General features: G+C 65.8%; 16 protein-coding genes. 9 read left to right on the top strand and 7 right to left on the bottom strand.

Annotation, left to right across the window (positions count from 1 at the left end):
• Positions 1–88 precede the first annotated feature (88 nt).
• From TO66_RS01605 to TO66_RS01590, 4 genes are all read right to left on the bottom strand, one after another.
• On the bottom strand, positions 89–289 hold the full coding sequence (locus TO66_RS01605; RefSeq protein ID WP_044460673.1) for a hypothetical protein: 201 nt from the start codon (positions 287–289) through the stop codon (positions 89–91).
• Positions 290–536: 247 nt separating this feature from the next.
• Positions 537–1,643, bottom strand: a complete 1,107-nt coding sequence (gene aguA / locus TO66_RS01600; protein ID WP_044460672.1) for an agmatine deiminase — start codon at positions 1,641–1,643, stop codon at positions 537–539.
• A 5-nt stretch (positions 1,644–1,648) separates the two neighbouring features.
• Entirely contained in the window at positions 1,649–2,527 is an 879-nt protein-coding gene (aguB, locus tag TO66_RS01595) for an N-carbamoylputrescine amidase (RefSeq protein WP_044460671.1), read from the bottom strand.
• A 307-nt stretch (positions 2,528–2,834) separates the two neighbouring features.
• Positions 2,835–5,747 (bottom strand): aminotransferase, encoded by a 2,913-nt coding sequence (locus TO66_RS01590; protein ID WP_044460670.1) that lies wholly within the window; start codon positions 5,745–5,747, stop codon positions 2,835–2,837.
• Positions 5,748–5,958: 211 nt separating this feature from the next.
• Between TO66_RS01590 and rfbB the strand changes: the two genes are divergently transcribed.
• From rfbB to TO66_RS01555, 7 genes are all read left to right on the top strand, one after another.
• Positions 5,959–7,041 (top strand): dTDP-glucose 4,6-dehydratase, encoded by a 1,083-nt coding sequence (rfbB, locus tag TO66_RS01585; protein ID WP_044460669.1) that lies wholly within the window; start codon positions 5,959–5,961, stop codon positions 7,039–7,041.
• Positions 7,038–7,913, top strand: a complete 876-nt coding sequence (rfbA, locus tag TO66_RS01580; RefSeq protein WP_044460668.1) for a glucose-1-phosphate thymidylyltransferase RfbA — start codon at positions 7,038–7,040, stop codon at positions 7,911–7,913. Before rfbB ends, rfbA begins: the two co-directional genes overlap by 4 nt.
• Positions 7,910–8,455 (top strand): dTDP-4-dehydrorhamnose 3,5-epimerase, encoded by a 546-nt coding sequence (gene rfbC, locus TO66_RS01575; protein WP_044460667.1) that lies wholly within the window; start codon positions 7,910–7,912, stop codon positions 8,453–8,455. Before rfbA ends, rfbC begins: the two co-directional genes overlap by 4 nt.
• A complete protein-coding gene (rfbD, locus tag TO66_RS01570) occupies positions 8,452–9,333 on the top strand; it encodes a dTDP-4-dehydrorhamnose reductase (RefSeq protein ID WP_044460666.1) in 882 nt (293 codons plus the stop codon). Before rfbC ends, rfbD begins: the two co-directional genes overlap by 4 nt.
• A gap of 86 nt (positions 9,334–9,419) precedes the next feature.
• Entirely contained in the window at positions 9,420–11,228 is a 1,809-nt protein-coding gene (locus tag TO66_RS01565; protein WP_044460665.1) for an ATP-binding protein, read from the top strand.
• Complete coding sequence (locus TO66_RS01560; RefSeq protein ID WP_044460664.1) at positions 11,225–12,625, top strand: sigma-54 dependent transcriptional regulator; 1,401 nt, start codon at positions 11,225–11,227, stop codon at positions 12,623–12,625. Before TO66_RS01565 ends, TO66_RS01560 begins: the two co-directional genes overlap by 4 nt.
• Positions 12,626–12,676: 51 nt before the next feature.
• A complete protein-coding gene (locus TO66_RS01555) occupies positions 12,677–13,132 on the top strand; it encodes a YiiD C-terminal domain-containing protein (RefSeq protein WP_044460663.1) in 456 nt (151 codons plus the stop codon).
• 118 nt (positions 13,133–13,250) lie between these two features.
• Here TO66_RS01555 and cysQ read toward each other — a convergent pair whose 3' ends face one another.
• Together cysQ and nudE are read right to left on the bottom strand one after the other, a co-directional pair.
• Positions 13,251–14,078: a 3'(2'),5'-bisphosphate nucleotidase CysQ gene (gene cysQ, locus TO66_RS01550; protein ID WP_044465921.1), complete on the bottom strand. Its 828-nt coding sequence runs from the start codon at positions 14,076–14,078 to the stop codon at positions 13,251–13,253.
• Positions 14,079–14,089: 11 nt separating this feature from the next.
• The gene (nudE, locus tag TO66_RS01545; RefSeq protein WP_044460662.1) at positions 14,090–14,656 is read right to left on the bottom strand and encodes an ADP compounds hydrolase NudE; all 567 of its coding nucleotides are present in this window, start codon (positions 14,654–14,656) and stop codon (positions 14,090–14,092) included.
• 89 nt (positions 14,657–14,745) lie between these two features.
• Here nudE and yrfG point away from each other — a divergent pair, with 89 nt between their 5' ends.
• The gene (gene yrfG / locus TO66_RS01540) at positions 14,746–15,408 is read left to right on the top strand and encodes a GMP/IMP nucleotidase (RefSeq protein WP_044460661.1); all 663 of its coding nucleotides are present in this window, start codon (positions 14,746–14,748) and stop codon (positions 15,406–15,408) included.
• 70 nt (positions 15,409–15,478) lie between these two features.
• Here yrfG and lysM read toward each other — a convergent pair whose 3' ends face one another.
• Positions 15,479–15,919 carry a peptidoglycan-binding protein LysM gene (lysM, locus tag TO66_RS01535; protein WP_044460660.1) on the bottom strand — a complete coding sequence of 147 codons (441 nt, stop codon included), beginning with the start codon at positions 15,917–15,919 and terminating at the stop codon, positions 15,479–15,481.
• Between the two features lie 139 nt (positions 15,920–16,058).
• Between lysM and TO66_RS01530 the strand changes: the two genes are divergently transcribed.
• Entirely contained in the window at positions 16,059–16,946 is an 888-nt protein-coding gene (locus TO66_RS01530) for a LysR family transcriptional regulator (RefSeq protein WP_044460659.1), read from the top strand.
• Positions 16,947–17,038: the final 92 nt, after the last annotated feature.

Here is a 17,038-nt window from a genome sequence, read left to right as displayed (position 1 = left end):
ACCATCAAGCTCCGATCAGTCGCGCCTATAAAAGCGCAAAAAAAAGCGCTGCCCTCTCGGGCAGCGCCTTTACCAATCCGTTGTCTGCTTATCCTTCCAGTACATCCCACAGCGCTTCGAGTTCTGCCTCGCTGAACAAACCAGCAGGGTAGCGATCGAGGATCATCCGGCGCGGGTCGGTTTCCCGTACCTGTCGCGTGCCATTGGACTTCAGCCATTGCGCCAGAACCTGAAGCGATTCGTTATTGATCGCCATGGGATGTAACGACCGCTCGCTGACCATATTCATCTCCAGCGCTCTCTCCCGGTTTGTGAGCGGCTAACTTATCCAAGCTTTATGACAAAACGACGCCGTTCAGCCTGCCTCGGATATCACCTGCAGGGAGATACAAGAGCTATGCCAAGGTCGCGGATCTGCGGCCTGCCGGGCACAAAAAAACCCGCAGTCCATCAGGGCTGCGGGCTGGCCGGGCGGGGCCGGATTGGATCCATGTAACAGCTCGCCGAGAACGCGCCACAAGCTGTTACAACAACACTCAACCCTGGTGCGGCGCCGGTTGCTGTTGGGTAAGGCAATGGATATTTCCGCCCCCCAGTAACAACTCGCGCCCGGGCACCATTACCACCTCGTGTTGCGGGAACAGCGCCTGCAGGATCGTCCTGGCCTGCTCGTCCAGCGGGTCGTCGAAGCTCGGCGCGATAATGCCGCCGTTGACGATCAGGAAGTTCACATAGGAACCGGCCAGGCGTACCGACGGATTGCGCTCCTGGCTACCTTCCACCGCGTCGACCCCGGCGCACTCTTCCTCGGTGGCGTACAGCGGCCCCGGGATCGGCATCTTGTGCACTATGAACGGGCGCCCCTTGGCGTCGGTGCTGTCTTGCAGCACTTTCAGCGCCGCGTGGCAGCGTGGGTAGTTCGGGTCCTGCGGGTCGTCGGTCCATGCCAGCAGCACTTCGCCCGGGCGCACGTAGCAGCAGAAGTTATCCACATGGCCGTCGGTTTCGTCGTTGTACAGGCCGTCCGGCAGCCAGATGACCTTGTCCACCGCCAGGTTGGCGGCGAGTACCGCTTCGATCTGCTCACGGTTCAGGTGCGGGTTGCGGTTGCGATTGAGCAGGCACTCTTCGGTGGTGATCACCGTGCCTTCGCCGTCGACGTGGATCGAACCGCCTTCGAGCACGAAGCCCTCGGTGCGGTAGCGCGGGCTGCGCTCGATCTCGAGGATCTTGCCGCCCACCTGCGAGTCACGGTTCCACGGCGCATACAGGCCGCCGTCGAACCCGCCCCAGGCGTTGAAATCCCAGTTCACGCCGCGCACTTCGCCGTTGTCGTTGATGACGAAGGTCGGGCCGGTATCGCGGACCCAGGCGTCGTCGCTGGACATCTCCACCAGGCGGATGTTCGGTACGTCCAGGCGTGCCCGGGCGTTTTCATACTGGCCCGCGGACACCGCCACGGTCACCGGCTCGAAGCGCGCGATGGCCTTGGCCACCGCCACGTGCGCGGCCTGCGCCGGCTTGCCGCCCAGGCGCCAGTTGTCCGGGCGCTCGGGCCAGATCATCCAGGTCTGGGTCTGGGTCGCCCACTCGGCGGGCATGTAGAAGCCGTCGGCGCGAGGGGTGCTTTTCAATGTGGTCATGTCGATCAGGACTCCAGGGAACCGTCGAGGGTTTTCAACGCGCCGTACAGGTTCGGACGACGGTCACGGAACGAACCCCACGCGCTGCGGATGTGCTCCAGCTCGTCGAGGTCGAAGGAATGCACAAGGATACCTTCTTCGGTTTTGTTCAGCTCCTGCACTTTTTCGCCGAACTGGTCGGCGATGAACGACGAGCCGTAGAAGGTGATGTCGTAGCCGTCCTGCTCTTCGTTGCCGATGCGGTTGCTGGCGATCAGCGGCATCAGGTTGGCGCCGGCATGGCCCTGCTGGACGCGCTGCCAGTGATCGCGCGAGGAGATGGTCCGGTCGTGCGGCTCGCTGCCGATGGCGGTCGGGTAGAACAGCAGCTCCGCGCCTTGCAGGGCCATGCTGCGGGCGCACTCGGGGAACCACTGATCCCAGCAGATGCCCACGCCGATCTTCGCGTAGCGGGTGTTCCACACCTTGAAGCCGGTATCGCCCGGGTTGAAGTAGTACTTCTCGTGGTAGCCCGGGCCGTCCGGGATATGGCTTTTACGATAAATCCCGAGATTGCTGCCGTCGGCGTCGATGATCGCGATGCTGTTGAAGCGCGCCCGCCCCGCGAGCTCATAGAAGCTGATCGGCAGCACCACTTGCAGCTCCCGGGCGACTTTCTGGAAGTGCGCGATGGCGGCGTTGCTCTGAACCGGCGTCGCCAGTTGCAGGTAGTCCGGGTTCGGCTTCTGGCAGAAGTACGGGGCCTCGAACAGTTCCTGGATCAGGATGATCTGCGCGCCCTTGGCGGCGGCTGCGCGGACCAGCTTCTCGGCGGTCTCGAGGTTGGCTTCGAGGTCCCAGGAACAAGCCATCTGGGTAGCGGCGACGGTAACGATACGACTCATGAACATCTCCTGGGCAGCAGCAAGGGACCGAAGGCGGCATCGGTCGATGGCAGAAAGGGGCGCGCTCGGGCGAGCCCTGACAGGGATGACTTTATATCCGATAAAAATCGGCTTTGAAGCCTGAAAAATATTTAAACCAAAATAAAACCCGATAAATACCGATTGTTATCGGTATTTATCGGGTTGTTCTAGGGATGGAGCTGTCTGTTCCGGCGCTATCGCGAGCAAGCATCGCTCCTACATGGGTGGCGCGGTACCTGTAGGAGCGAGCTTGCTCGCGATCTGGACACGCAGCGCTCAAAGGGGCTTAGAGCCCCTCGTCGAGCACCTTGGCCAGCATGTCGACGAAGAAGTCGACGCTGCGGCGCGTGGTGACCATCGGCGGCTTGATCTTGAGGATGTTCAGGTAATCGCCGGTGGGCTGCATGAAGATCCCCAGCTCGCGCAAGCGATCGCACAGCAGCGCGGTTTCCTGCGTTGCCGGTTCCAGGGTCTGGCGATTGCGGACCAACTCCAGGCCCAGGTAGAAGCCCGAGCCGTGCACCGCGCCCACCAACGGATAGCGCTCCACCAGGGCCTCGAGGCGCTGCTTGAAATGGCCGCCGACCACCTGGGCGTTTTCCCAGAGTTTTTCGTCGCGCATGACATCCAGCACCGCCATGCCGATCCGGCAGCTCACCGGGCTGCCGCCGGCCGAGGAGAAGAAATAACCCTCGGCCTCCAGCGCCTCGGCGATCTCCCGGCGGGTGATCACCGCCCCCAGCGGCTGGCCGTTGCCCATGCCCTTGGCCATGGTGATGATGTCCGGCACCACACCCTGCTCCTCGAAGCCCCAGAAGAACGAGCCCATGCGTCCGTAGCCGACCTGCACTTCGTCGGCGATGCACACCCCGCCCTGGGCGCGGACCAGCGCGTACACCTGCTTCAGGTAGCCCGGCGGCAGGGCGATACCGCCCGCGTTGCCGTACACCGGCTCACAGATGAAACCGGCCAGCTGGCGGTTCTGCTCCGCCAGCCTGGCCAGGCGCTGTTCGACGCTGCGCACATAATCCGCAGCGCTGTCCTGGCCGCGGAACTCGCCGCGGTAGGTGTTGGGCGCGATCACCGGATGCACCCACTCGGGGCGGCTGCTCAGGGCCTGGGGGTTGTCGGCGATCGAGGTGGAGACCGCGTCCGCGCCCACCGTCCAGCCGTGGTAGGCCTCCAGCACGCTGAGCAGGTCGCGCCCACCGCTATAGGCCCAGGCCAGGCGGATCGCCAGGTCGTTGGCCTCGCTGCCGCTGTTGACCAGGAACACCCGGTCGAAACCTTCCGGCGCCAGTTCGAGCAGGCGCTCGGAAAATTCGGCGATCGCCGCGTAGTGGAAGCGCGAGTTGGTGTTGAGCAGCGACCACTGGCGGCTGGCCTCCGCCGCCATGCGCGGGTGGCCGTGGCCGAGCACCGCGACGTTGTTGAGCATGTCCAGGTAGGAGCGGCCCTGCATGTCGATCAGATGGTTGCGCCAGCCGCGTTCGATGCGCGGCGGGTCGACGTAATAGTGCTTCTGCATGCGCGCGAAGCTGGCGTCGCGCCGCGCCAGCAGTTCGTGCGGGTCGAGCTCCGGCTCGGCGTCGCAGGCCAGGCCCAGCAACGCCGCCGGCGAGGGGCACAGCATCTGCCAGGCGACTGCCCGCGAAGGCGTGCAGAACAACGGCGGATCGAGCTGCACGCCACGGCACAACTGCACCTTGAGCCCGCCATCCACCGTCCCCAGGACCTGGCCCTTGACCAGGGCCGCGCCGGCATGCACCGAAGGCGCCACCCCCCACAAGCGCACGCCCAGCTGCGGGCCGTCGAGGCGCAGCGAACCGTCGCCGACACGGTGCAGCACTCCGGCAAAAGGCGCTTCGACCGCGGTGCCAGGCGGCACCTGCAATTGCACATGCAGCGGGAAGGTGTCCGGCTCGTCGGCGCTGTCGGGGCGGGTCCGCGACAGGCGGTACTGTCCATAGCGACTGGCCGCCAGCCCATGGGCGGTCGCGGCCTGTTGCAGCAGGTGAGTGTCGATATCCGGTTGCTCCCAGTTCCCCGCCTCGAAGTGCGGGCTGAGCACGCCCAGGTCGATCAGGGCGAACTCGCGCCCCACCAGCCCTGGCAACAGCGGGGCGAACCCCTCGCTGGCGATGGCCGGCAGCGCCTGCCCGACCGCGCCGAGGATGGCCGCTTCCATCAACTCGAACGGCACCGAGGTGGCGACGCGGAAGATCTCCCATTCGTGGTTCAGGTTGTCGCGGCTGTACTGGTTGCCCGGGTCGATGCTCACCTGCTGTTCGCCGCTGAGCACCAGCACCGCGGCACGGGCCACGATCAGCGGCCACAGTGCCAGCAGCTCGGCGTCCTGCAACGGATTGACCGCATGGTAGGCGCGCACGGCCGGCAGGATGCAGAACGGATCGCCCTCGGCATGGTGCAGCAGCGCCGCGCAGGTGACCGACAGATCGGTGATGCGCCAGGTGCTGATCAGGTCGCCGAAATCGATCACCCCCTGCACCTGCCAGTGGCGCTGGGCATCCCGCTGCCAGACCACGTTGTCGTCGGTGATGTCCAGGTGGATCGGCTGCACCGGCAACTGCTCGGCCAGGCGCTGCACGCGCTGCTCGGCCTGGCCGGACACCTCGGCGATCAGCTGGCGCTGCCGTTCGTCGGCGATCACCGGCAACAGATGGTCGATCAGCGCCTGGGCGTGGCGTGCGTCCCATTGCAGGGTGCGCTCCAGCCCCGGGTGCCGGAAGTCCGCCAGGGCCAGGTCCATCTGCCCGCACAGCCGGCCGAAACCGGCCGCCAGCTCGGGGCCCAGGTGTTTGAGGTGGGTCAGCGGCTGGCCTTCGATATAGTCGAGCAGGCGCACGTGCACCGCCTGGCCGGCCACTTCCAGCGACAGCAGATCCGCGCCGTTCTTCGCCGGAATCACCCGCGGCACCTGCAGCTCGGGGTGCGAGCCCAGGTGCTTGAGCGCCGCATGCTGGGCCTGCAGTTCCAGGGCCGCGTAATCGCCACGGCAGATCTTCAGGACAAAACGCCCGCGGGCGCTGTCGAGCCGGTAGTTGAGGTCCTGCTGGCTGCCCAGCGACTGCAGCGTGCCACCCAGGCCGTAATGCGCCTCGAGCAGCTCCAGCGCCTGCTGTGGAGTGACCTGTGGAGCGGGCAGACTGGCGCGGTGAATCAACGTGGCGAGCAACATGGAACGACCCCGAAAATTATTGTCAGACGCTTATATCGCCATTGCGTCAGGCGTTACGCAACCCCCGCCCCAGGCCGTCGGCACGGACTTTTTCGCCACGAACCGGGGAAACACCCGGACCAGACGTCGGCGGCCCTTGCAGCGGCCGCTGGCTGCCGACAAGCTATGCAACATTCGCGACTCCACGTCTTAGGGAAAAAGGCTAAGCACTATGCGCATTCTCGTTACCGGCGGCGCCGGCTTCATCGGATCGGCGCTGGTTCGCCATCTGATCCGCAATACCGGGCACGAAGTGCTCAACCTCGACAAGCTGACCTACGCCGGCAACCTGGAGTCGCTGACGAGCATCGCCACCGATACCCGCTACGAATTCGTCCAGGCCGATATCGTCGACCAGGCCACCGTCAGTGCGCTGCTCGAACGCTTCCAGCCCCAGGCGATCATGCACCTGGCCGCGGAATCCCATGTCGACCGCTCCATCGACGGGCCGTCGGACTTCATCCAGACCAATATCGTCGGCACCTACAGCCTGCTGGAAGCCACGCGCGCCTATTGGCAGCGCCTGCCGGCAGCGGAAAAAAGCGCATTTCGCTTCCACCACATTTCCACCGACGAGGTGTACGGCGACCTGCACGGCGTCGACGACCTGTTCACCGAAACCACGCCCTACGCCCCCAGCTCGCCCTACTCCGCCAGCAAGGCCGCGTCCGACCACCTGGTCCGCGCCTGGCAGCGCACCTACGGCCTGCCGGTGCTGATCACCAACTGCTCGAACAACTACGGGCCGTTCCACTTCCCGGAAAAACTCATCCCGCTGGTGATCCTCAACGCCCTGGCCGGGAAACCGCTGCCGGTGTACGGCAACGGCCTGCAAGTGCGCGACTGGCTGTTCGTCGAAGACCACGCCCGCGCCCTGCTCAAGGTGGTCAGCGAAGGTGTGGTCGGCGAGACCTACAACATCGGCGGCCACAACGAGCAGACCAACATCGACGTGGTGCGCGGCATCTGCCAGTTGCTGGAAGAACTGGCGCCACAAAAACCTGCGGGCGTGCAGCACTACGCCGACCTGATCACCTTCGTCCAGGACCGCCCCGGCCATGACCTGCGCTACGCCATCGACGCCGGCAAGATCGAGCGCGAGCTCGGCTGGGTGCCGCAGGAAACCTTCGCCAGCGGCCTGCGCAAGACCGTGCAGTGGTACCTGGACAATCAGGAATGGTGCCAGCGCGTGCAGGACGGCAGCTACCAGGGACAACGACTTGGCTTCACCGACTTCAAGGATCTGATCGCATGATGAAAGGTATCGTTCTGGCGGGCGGCTCGGGCACTCGCCTGCACCCGATCACCCTGGGGGTTTCCAAGCAACTGCTGCCGGTCTACGACAAGCCGATGATCTATTACCCGATCTCGGTGCTGATGCTGGCCGGCATCAAGGACATCCTGCTGATTTCCACTCCGCAGGATCTGCCGCAGTACCGCAACCTGCTGGGCGACGGCAGCCAGTTCGGGGTGCGCTTCAGCTATGCCGAGCAGCCGTCGCCGGACGGCCTGGCGCAGGCGTTCCTGATCGGCGAGGAATTCATTGGCGACGATCCCGTCTGCCTGATCCTGGGCGACAACATCTTCCACGGCCAGCACTTCACCGAGAAGCTGCAGAACGCCGCCCGCAAGGCCTCGGGAGCGACCGTCTTCGGCTACTGGGTCAAGGACCCGCAACGCTTCGGCGTGATCGACTTCGACGAACAGGGCAACGCGCTGTCCATCGAGGAAAAGCCCCTGCATCCCAAGTCCAGCTACGCGGTGACCGGGCTGTACTTCTATGACAACTCGGTGGTCAGCATCGCCAAGGCGGTCAAGCCTTCGGCGCGCGGCGAACTGGAGATCACCGACGTCAACAACGCCTACCTGCAACGCGGCGACCTCAGCGTCGAACGCTTCGGCCGTGGCTTTGCCTGGCTCGATACCGGCACCCACGACAGCCTGCTGGAAGCCTCGCAGTACGTGCAGACCATCGAGCACCGCCAGGGCCTGAAAGTCGCCTGCCTCGAGGAGATCGCCTACAACCAGGGCTGGATCGATCGCGACCACCTGCTGGCCCATGCCAAGTACTTCGGCAAGACCGGTTATGGCCAATACCTCTACAGCCTGGCGGGAGAAGCCCAATGAAAGTACTGGCCACCGAACTGCCCGGCGTGCTGATCGTCGAACCCAAGGTCTTCGGCGACGAGCGCGGTTTTTTCTACGAAAGCTTCAATGCCCGGGCGTTTGCGGAGGCGACCGGGGTGCACGCGCCCTTCGTCCAGGACAACCATTCGCGCTCGCAAAAGGGCGTACTGCGCGGCCTGCACTACCAGATCGAGAACACCCAGGGAAAACTGGTGCGGGTGGTGGCGGGCGAAGTGCTCGACGTGACGGTGGACATCCGCCGCAGCTCGCCGCACTTCGGCCAGTGGCTGGGGGTGCGCCTGTCCGCGGCCAACCATCGCCAGCTGTGGGTTCCGGAAGGTTTCGCCCACGGTTTCGTGGTGCTGAGCGAGTACGCCGAATTCCTCTACAAGACCACCGACTACTACACCCCGGCGGCCGAACGCTGCATTCGCTGGGACGACCCGACCCTGGCCATCGACTGGCAGCTCACAGGCCCGGCGCAGCTCTCGGCGAAAGACCAGGCCGGCAAACTGCTCAGCGAAGCCGAGCTGTTTCCATGAGCGGACGCCTGAAGATCCTGATCAGCGGCCAGCACGGCCAGGTGTCCCAGGCCTTGCAGCAGCACCTGGGCAACCAGTACGAACTGATCGTGCCGGGGCGCGAGCGGCTCGACCTGACGCAGCCGGATGCGATTCGCCAGCAGGTGCGCAGCCTGCGTCCGCACCTGATCATCAATGCCGCGGCCCACACCGCCGTCGACCAGGCGCAAAGCGAGCCGGAGCTGGCCTTCGCGATCAATGCCAGCGCACCCGGGGTGTTTGCCGAGGAAGCCCAGGCGTTGGGCATTCCGCTGATCCACTACTCCACCGATTACGTCTTCGACGGCAGCAAGCCTGCGCCCTACACCGAGGACGACGAACCCAACCCGCTGAGCGTCTACGGCCAGAGCAAACTGGCCGGCGAACGGGCCATCGCCGCGGTTGGCGGCGCGCACCTGATCCTGCGCACCAGCTGGGTGTACTCGAACACCGGAAAAAATTTCCTGCTGACCATGCAGCGCCTGTTGCAGGAAAAACCGCACCTGCGCGTGGTGGCCGACCAGATCGGCGCGCCGACCTGGGCCAGCACCATCGCCACCAGCACCGCCGCCCTGATCGAGCGCTGGCAGGCCGGCACGCCGGGAGCATGGGGCACCTATCACCTGACCGCGGACGGTGAAACCTCCTGGTTCGGCTTCGCCCAGGCCATCGGCGAACATCTGCTGGCCCAGGGCAAGGCCTGCGCGACCCTGGAGGCGATTCCCTCCAGCGCTTACCCGACACCCGCGCGGCGGCCTTTGAACTCGCGTCTCGATTGCAGCCGCCTGGCACGCGAGTGGGGCGTGGCGCAGCCGCAATGGCGCAACGCCTTGCGCGAGTGCCTGGCCGGTCAGTCCTGAGGGCTGTACGAAAAGTCGGCAGGCGCAGGCACTTTTCCTACAGAGCCTTGGCATAATGCGCCTGTACCCACAGGCGCATGGCCCCCATGACCCCACCCCTTCCCCGACGCCCCCGCTGGCGTAGCCTGGCTTTGCTGGCCCTGTGCCTGGCGCCGCTGCTGTGGCCGCTGGAGCACCTGGCCGAGCGTTACTACCGCAGCGAACTGGCGGGCCAGAACCGCCAGACCCTGGACCTGTATGTAGCCAACCTGCTGGGCACCCTGCACCGCTATGAAGTGCTGCCGCAGATCCTCGGCGAGCTGCCGGCGCTGCGCGCGGTCCTCGGCGCGCCGGACGACGGCGTCACCCAGGGCAACGCCAACCGCCTGCTGAACAACATCAGCGCGCAGACCGGGGCCGAAGTCATGTACCTGATGGACACCGCCGGCAACACCCTGGCGGCGTCCAACTGGGACAAGCACGACAGTTTCGTCGGCCGCAATTTCTCTTTCCGCCCGTATTTCAGCGAGGCCATGGCCGGGCGCCTGGGGCGCTTCTTCGGCCTGGGCACCACCTCGGCCAAGCGCGGCTATTTCTTCGCCGCCGCCGTGCGCCAGGGCGAGAAAATCATCGGCGTGCTGGTGGTCAAGGTCGACCTGGACCACACCGAGAGCCTCTGGGGCAAAACCCCCGAACAGCTGGTGGTCACCGATCACAATGGCGTGGTGATCCTCACCTCGCGGGCGGAATGGCGTTTCCGCTCGACCCGCCCGCTGAGCGCAGACGAGAACAAGGCCATCGTCGCCATCCAGCCCTACCCGACCCGCGATCCCCGGCCGCTGAACCTCGACTCCAGCGCCTGGCTGACCCAGACCCGGCAAATCGACGAAACCGGCTGGAGCGTGAGCATCCTCGCCCCGCGCACCCTGATCGATCGCCCGGTGCGCACAGTGGTCGCGGTCGGCGGCGCCACCCTGCTGGTGCTGATGTTGCTGCTCGGCCTGATGATGCAGCGGCGGCGCCACTACCTGGAACGCATCGCCTTCGAAGCCAAGGCCCGCCGCGAGCTGGAAAGACGCGTGGCCGAACGCACCAGCGACCTGGAAGGGCTCAACCGCCGCCTGAAACAGGAAGTCCTGGAACGCGAACACGCGCAGCAGGAACTGGTGCGCGCCCAGGACGACCTGGTGCAGGCCGGCAAGCTCTCGGCCCTGGGCACCATGTCGGCGAGCATCAGCCATGAACTCAACCAGCCCCTGGCGGCGATCCGCAGCTACGCGGAAAACGCCGAGGTGCTGCTCGACCACCAGCGCACCGAGGATGCCCGCGGCAACCTCAAGCTGATCAGCGAGCTGACCGGGCGCATGGCCTCGATCATCGCCCACTTGCGCGCCTTCGCCCGGCGCGACCGGCATGCCCCGGAAAGCGTCGCCCTGCAACCGGCGCTGGACGACGCCCTGGCGCTGCTGGCCAAGCGCCGGCGGGCGATGGAGGTGGAGCTGATCCGCGACCTGCCGGCGGCCACCCTGTGGGTCGAGGCCGGGGAAACCCGCCTGCGCCAGGTGCTCGGCAACCTGCTGGCCAATGCCCTGGACGCCCTGACCGAGAAGGGCCCGCCGCGCAAACTCTGGTTGAGTGCCGAATCCACCGCCACTGGCGTCAACCTCTACATTCGCGACAACGGCCCGGGTTTCTGCATGGAAGCCCTGGGCCGCGCCGGCGAGCCCTTCTACACCACCAAGACCCGGACCCAGGGGCTTGGCCTGGGCCTGGCGATCTGCGACACCCTGATGCGTGCCTTCGGCGGTGAACTGTCGTTCGCCAACCACCGCGAAGGTGGCGCCCTGATTACCCTGCGGCTGCGCGCCGGCGCGCCGGGAGTGAGCCTGCAACCGTCCGAGGACCGCAGCGTATGAGCACACCGATCACCAGCGACGTGCAGGTGGTATTGATCGACGACGATCCGCACCTGCGCCAGGCCCTGAGCCAGACCCTGGACCTGGCCGGCCTGAAGATCCTGCCGCTGGGCGAGGCCCAGGGCCTGGCCGCGCGGCTGGAACGCGACTGGCCGGGGGTGGTGGTCAGCGACATCCGCATGCCCGGCATGGACGGCCTCGAACTGCTCGGCGAGCTGCACGGCCAGGACCCGGAACTGCCGGTGCTGCTGATCACCGGCCACGGCGACGTGCCGCTGGCGGTGCAGGCGATGCGCGCCGGCGCCTATGACTTCCTGGAAAAACCCTTCGCCAGCGACGCCCTGCTCGACAGCGTGCGCCGGGCCCTGGCCCTGCGCCGCCTGGTGCTGGACAACCGCAGCCTGCGCCTGGCCCTGAGCGACCGCCAGGAACTCAGCGCGCGGCTGGTCGGGCTGTCGGCGCCAATGCTGCGTCTGCGCGAACAGATCGGCGCCCTGGCGGCGACCCGCGCCGATGTGCTGATCCTCGGCGAAACCGGTGCCGGCAAAGAGGTGGTAGCGCGGGCGCTGCACGACCTGTCGAGCCGGCGCAACGGCCCGTTCGTGGCGATCAACGCCGGCGCCCTGGCCGAATCGGTGGTCGAAAGCGAACTCTTCGGCCATGAGCCGGGGGCCTTCACCGGCGCGCAGAAGCGCCGCATCGGCAAGTTCGAGTTCGCCAACGGCGGCACGCTGTTCCTCGATGAAATCGAAAGCATGAGCCTGGATGTGCAGGTCAAGCTGCTGCGCCTGTTGCAGGAGCGCGTGGTGGAACGCCTGGGTGGCAATCAATTGATCCCGCTGGACATCCGCATCATCGCCGCGACCAAGGAAGACCTGCGCCAGGCCGCCGACCAGGGGCGCTTCCGCGCCGACCTGTACTACCGCCTGAATGTCGCGCCGCTGCGCATCCCGCCTTTGCGCGAGCGCGGCGAGGACGCCTTGCTGCTGTTCCAGCATTTCGCCGACGAGGCCAGCGCCCGCCACGGCCTGCCGCCCCACGAGTTGCAGCCGGGGCAACGCGCCCTGCTGCTGCGCCATAGCTGGCCGGGCAATGTGCGCGAATTGCAGAACGCCGCCGAACGCTTCGCCCTCGGCCTGGAGCTGGCCCTGGACAACAGCGCGCCGGACGGTACGCCACAGCCGGCCCCGGCCATGATCGAGGGCGGCCTGAGCGAACAGGTGGAGAACTTCGAAAAGAGCCTGATCGCCGCCGAGCTGGCGCGCTCGCACAACTCGCTGCGCAGCCTGGCCGAAGCCCTGGGCATACCGCGCAAGACCCTGCACGACAAACTGCGCAAGCACGGCCTGACGTTCGGCGACAGCGGCCACAGTGCCGGTGGCGACGAAATCGACTGATCGATGCCGACTAACCTTGTCAAAGCCCCCCTTTTATCACCGAGGCCCCGCATGAATCGCGACAGTCGTTACCTGGAATCCATCCTCCATCACGACATTCCCCTGACGCGGGACATGGGCCTGAAAGTGCTCGACTGGCACGACCGGGAGCTGCGCCTGCAGTTGCCGCTGGAGGCCAACGTCAACCACAAGAGCACCATGTTCGGCGGCAGCCTGTATTGCGGCGCGGTACTGGCTGGCTGGGGCTGGCTGCACCTGCGGCTGAAAGAGGCCGGGGTCGACGATGGACACATCGTGATCCAGGAAGGACAGATCAATTACCCGCTGCCGGTGACCAGCGATGCCACGGCCATCTGCGCCGCGCCCGGCGACGAGGTGTGGCAGCGGTTCCTGGCGATGTACCAGCGCTATGGCCGGGCCCGGCTGATCCTGCATACCCGGGTGGTGAATGCCGGCAGCGATGAAGATGCGGTGCGCTTTACCGGGCAGTATGTGTTGCACCGGTAGATGTTTTCGCGAGCAAGCTCGCTCCTACACGGGGTCGCGCTGATACAGCACCATTTCGTGGTGCGCATCATTCCTGTAGGAGCGAGCTTGCTCGCGATCGAGCGCAAAGCGCTCGCCCTCAGCCTCGCGCCAGCTCCAGCAGGCGCCCACGCCACGCGGCCTTGGCCGGCAGCGCCAGGAAGAAGCCATTGAGCAGCGACTCCCGCGCCGGGTAGCAGAACGGCGCGCCGTCCAGGTCCAGCACCTCGCCCCCCGCGCCTTCCAGCACGCCTTGCGCCGCCGCGGTGTCCCACTGCGAGGTGGGCGCCAGCCGCGGGTAGCAGTCCGCCGCGCCTTCGGCCAGCAGGCAGAACTTCAGCGAACTGCCGATATTCGCCAGTTGCAACTCGCCCAGGGTCGCGCTCAGCCCGGCCAGCAGACGCTCCTGCTCGGGGCTGCTGTGCCGCCGGCTGGCGACCACGGTGAAGACTTCGCCGGCCGCCAGGCGATCACGCACCCGGATCGCGACCGGCGCCTGGCCCTTGTCCGCACGCCAGGCGCCGAGGCCGGCGCCGCCGAAATAGCAGCGTCCGCTGGTGGGCATCGACACCACGCCAAACACCACCCGGCCCTGTTCGACCAGCGCGATGTTGACCGTGAACTCCTCGCTGCCGGAGATGAACTCCTTGGTGCCGTCCAGCGGGTCCACCAGCCACCAGCGCCGCCAGCCGGCGCGCACCTCGCGGGGGATATCGGCGTCTTCTTCGGAAAGTACCGGGATGCTCGGGTCCAGCGCGGTCAGGCCCGCGACGATCAGGTGATGGGCCGCCAGGTCGGCCGCCGTCACTGGCGAGTCGTCGGCCTTGCTGCTGACCGCGACATCGGCGCGCCAGAACGGCAGGATGGCTTCGCCCGCCTTCAGGGCCAGGTCGACCACCGGGGCCAGCAACGGATGGGGAAAATTCAGGGTGGGCTGGCTCATGCCTGAAACACCCCACGCTGGGTCAGCAGGTCGCGGGCCAGATACAGGGCCGCCAGGGCGCGCCCCTCGGTGAACTGCGGATTCTGCGCCAGGCTCGACAGCTCGCGCAGGTTGATCTTGTCCACGCGCATCGGCTCCGGCTCGTCGCCTTCCAGCCGCTCTTCATAGAGGTCGGTGGCCAGCACCACCTGGATCTTCTGGCTCATGTAGCCGGGGGACAGCGACAGTTCGGTCAGGTGCTCCAACTGTCGCGCGCCGAAACCGGCCTCTTCCTTGAGCTCGCGCTCGGCCGCGGCCAGCATGTCCTCGCCGGGCTCGATCAGGCCCTTGGGCAGCGACAGCTCGTAGGCGTCGGTACCGCCGCAATACTCCTCGACCAGCACCGCATGGTCGGCATCGAGCATCGCCACGATCATCACCGCGCCGTAGCCGTTGCCCTTGCCTACCAGGCGCTCGTAGGTACGTTCCTCACCGTTGGAAAAGCGCAACTGCACCGCTTCGACGCAAAACAGACGACTGGTGGCGACGATCTCGCGGGCGAGTACGGTGGGTTTCTGGCGCATAAAGGGCTCCTTGGCGTGAACGCGCTACTATAGCGCGGCTTTCCCGATTGTTTGTGTCGGATATCTTTCTACCGTGCGAGACGTTTTCCATGCCTTCACTGCCCTGGCGCGACATCGACACCGTTCTGCTGGATATGGACGGCACCCTGCTGGACCTGCACTACGACAACCACTTCTGGCTGGAACACCTGCCCCAACGCTACGCCGAATTGCACGGGGTCAGCCGCGCCATGGCGGAGATGGAGCTGCAGCCGCTGTTCGAGCGTAACGCCGGACAATTGCAGTGGTATTGCCTGGACTTCTGGAGCGCCGAGCTGAAACTGCCGGTGCGCGAACTGAAGCTGGAGACCGCCCACCTGATCGCCCTGCGCCCGGATGCCGACACCTTCCTGGCGGCGCTCAGGCAGGCCGGCAAACGCGTGGTGCTGATCACCAACGCACACCGCGACTCGCTGTCATTGAAGCTGGAAAGAGTCGAGCTGGCTCCCTACTTCGAGCGGCTGATCAGCTCCCACGACTATGGTTTCGCCAAGGAGAGCCCGCAGTTCTGGGACGCCCTGCAAGCGGACCTCGGCTTCGACCCGGCGCGCAGCCTGTTTATCGACGACACCCTGCCGATCCTGCGCAGCGCGCGCAGTTTTGGTGTGGCCCATCTGTTGGCGGTGAGTGAACCGGACAGCCGCAAAGGGCCGAAAGACACGGCGGAGTTTGCCGCGGTGGGGGATTATCGAGCGTTGATCGAGGGGTTGTGACTCAGGGCTTTATCGCGAGCAAGCTTCGCTCTCGTAGGAGCGAGGCTTGCCCTCGAAGGTCGTTACGCAATCATTCCGGAATACGCAGTACCTGGCCCGGGTAGATCTTGTCCGGGTGCGACAGCAGCGGCTTGTTGGCCTCGAAAATCTTGTTGTACTTGTTGGCGTCGCCGTATTCGGCCTTGGCAATGGCGCTGAGGGTATCGCCCTTTTTCACGGTGACGAAACGCGCGGCAGCGGCCACGGGGCCGGCGACGGTGATCTGGTCGTCCACACTGCCGACACCAGCAATGTTGCCTACGGCCAGGAGAATCTTTTCCTTCTCTTCCTGACTGGCGACTTCGCCGGTCACGATGACCTTGTCGCCTTCCACGGTAGCCTGGACGTTGGGGTTGCCCAGGCCGACCTTGGCGATGTGCTCCTTCAGCTGTTCGCTCGCATTGGCGTTACCCGGCGTCAACAAATCGATAAGCTTTTCGCCCGCTTCTTTCACAAAGCTAAAAATACTCATGGTGCACACTCCTTGGGTTTTATGGGTCCAGACGCGAAAGACTAGACCAGCCCGCGCGGGCGAGGTTCAAAATCGACCAATGACGCGGTGCACGGCAAGCGCGCTAGAATCGCCCACCCCCCCGCCGCCAGGAGCGAAGATGGACATCAAACAGCTGAAATTCCTCATCGCCCTCGACGAAACCCGCCACTTCGGCCAAGCCGCCGCCCGCTGCCACATCACCCAGCCGACCCTGTCCATGCGCCTGCGCAGCCTCGAGGAGGAACTCGACCTGCAACTGGTCAATCGCGGCCAGCGCTTCGAGGGCTTCACCGCCCCGGGCGAACGGGTGCTGGCCTGGGCGCGCAGCGTGCTCGCCGCCTACGACGGGCTGCAGGCCGAGGCCGCGGCCTGTCGCGGCAACCTGGTCGGCACCTTGCGCCTGGGAGTGGTGCCGCTGTCGAGCTTCGATCCGCTGCCGCTGATGCAGCAGCTGCACCAGGCCCACCCGAGCCTGCGCTTCGAACTGTCGGCCCTGAGCTCCGAGCAGATCCTCGAACAACTGGCGAGCAATCGCCTGGACCTGGGCGTGTCTTACCTGGAACGCCTGGACGGCGAACGTTTCGAGACCCTGGCGCTGGGCGAAACCCGCATGGGCCTGCTCTACGACCAACGCTTCTTCGACTTCGGCGACCAGCCCCTGAGCTGGGAGGCACTGACCGAACTGCCGCTGGGCATGCTGACCAGCGGCATGCATTTCCGGCAGTCCATCGACCACAACTTCCACAGCCGCGGCCTCACCCCGCAACCGCTGCTGCAAACCGATGCCGTGCATCAATTGGTGCAGATGGTCCATGGCGGCCTGTGCTGCGCCGTGATGCCCCTGGGCGGCGGCCTGGAGAGCCTGACCGACGACCTGCGCCTGCAACCCATAGGCGATGCCCATACCCTGGCCCAGCTGGGCCTGATCATGCGCCGCGGCGCGCCGCGTTCGGCGCTGGCCGAAGCCTGCTTCGCGCTGTACAGGAAATCGCCGACCGGGGCTTGATCGACGTCATCTATCGGAACATCAGTACTAGCAATTAGACGCGACACTTTGACGCGCTTAGTCTTAGGTCTGGATATTCCGCCGGTGGTGCC

The sequence above is a fragment of the Pseudomonas sp. MRSN 12121 genome, assembly GCF_000931465.1.
GTDB lineage: Bacteria > Pseudomonadota > Gammaproteobacteria > Pseudomonadales > Pseudomonadaceae > Aquipseudomonas.
The sequence above is the reverse complement of the archived record's forward strand: the minus strand, read 5'-3'. Positions and strand labels throughout refer to the sequence as shown.

Excerpts from the sequence above, each read along its gene's own strand:
- TO66_RS01605 (WP_044460673.1), bottom strand. The coding sequence starts at position 289 with ATGAATATGGTCAGCGAGCGGTCGTTACATCCCATGGCGATCAATAAC.
- TO66_RS01555 (WP_044460663.1), top strand. The coding sequence starts at position 12,677 with ATGAATCGCGACAGTCGTTACCTGGAATCCATCCTCCATCACGACATT.
- TO66_RS01530 (WP_044460659.1), top strand. The coding sequence starts at position 16,059 with ATGGACATCAAACAGCTGAAATTCCTCATCGCCCTCGACGAAACCCGC.
- yrfG (WP_044460661.1), top strand. The coding sequence starts at position 14,746 with ATGCCTTCACTGCCCTGGCGCGACATCGACACCGTTCTGCTGGATATG.
- nudE (WP_044460662.1), bottom strand. The coding sequence starts at position 14,656 with ATGCGCCAGAAACCCACCGTACTCGCCCGCGAGATCGTCGCCACCAGT.
- lysM (WP_044460660.1), bottom strand. The coding sequence starts at position 15,919 with ATGAGTATTTTTAGCTTTGTGAAAGAAGCGGGCGAAAAGCTTATCGAT.
- rfbB (WP_044460669.1), top strand. The coding sequence starts at position 5,959 with ATGCGCATTCTCGTTACCGGCGGCGCCGGCTTCATCGGATCGGCGCTG.
- rfbC (WP_044460667.1), top strand. The coding sequence starts at position 7,910 with ATGAAAGTACTGGCCACCGAACTGCCCGGCGTGCTGATCGTCGAACCC.
- aguA (WP_044460672.1), bottom strand. The coding sequence starts at position 1,643 with ATGACCACATTGAAAAGCACCCCTCGCGCCGACGGCTTCTACATGCCC.
- rfbD (WP_044460666.1), top strand. The coding sequence starts at position 8,452 with ATGAGCGGACGCCTGAAGATCCTGATCAGCGGCCAGCACGGCCAGGTG.
- aguB (WP_044460671.1), bottom strand. The coding sequence starts at position 2,527 with ATGAGTCGTATCGTTACCGTCGCCGCTACCCAGATGGCTTGTTCCTGG.
- TO66_RS01565 (WP_044460665.1), top strand. The coding sequence starts at position 9,420 with ATGACCCCACCCCTTCCCCGACGCCCCCGCTGGCGTAGCCTGGCTTTG.
- TO66_RS01560 (WP_044460664.1), top strand. The coding sequence starts at position 11,225 with ATGAGCACACCGATCACCAGCGACGTGCAGGTGGTATTGATCGACGAC.
- rfbA (WP_044460668.1), top strand. The coding sequence starts at position 7,038 with ATGATGAAAGGTATCGTTCTGGCGGGCGGCTCGGGCACTCGCCTGCAC.
- TO66_RS01590 (WP_044460670.1), bottom strand. The coding sequence starts at position 5,747 with ATGTTGCTCGCCACGTTGATTCACCGCGCCAGTCTGCCCGCTCCACAG.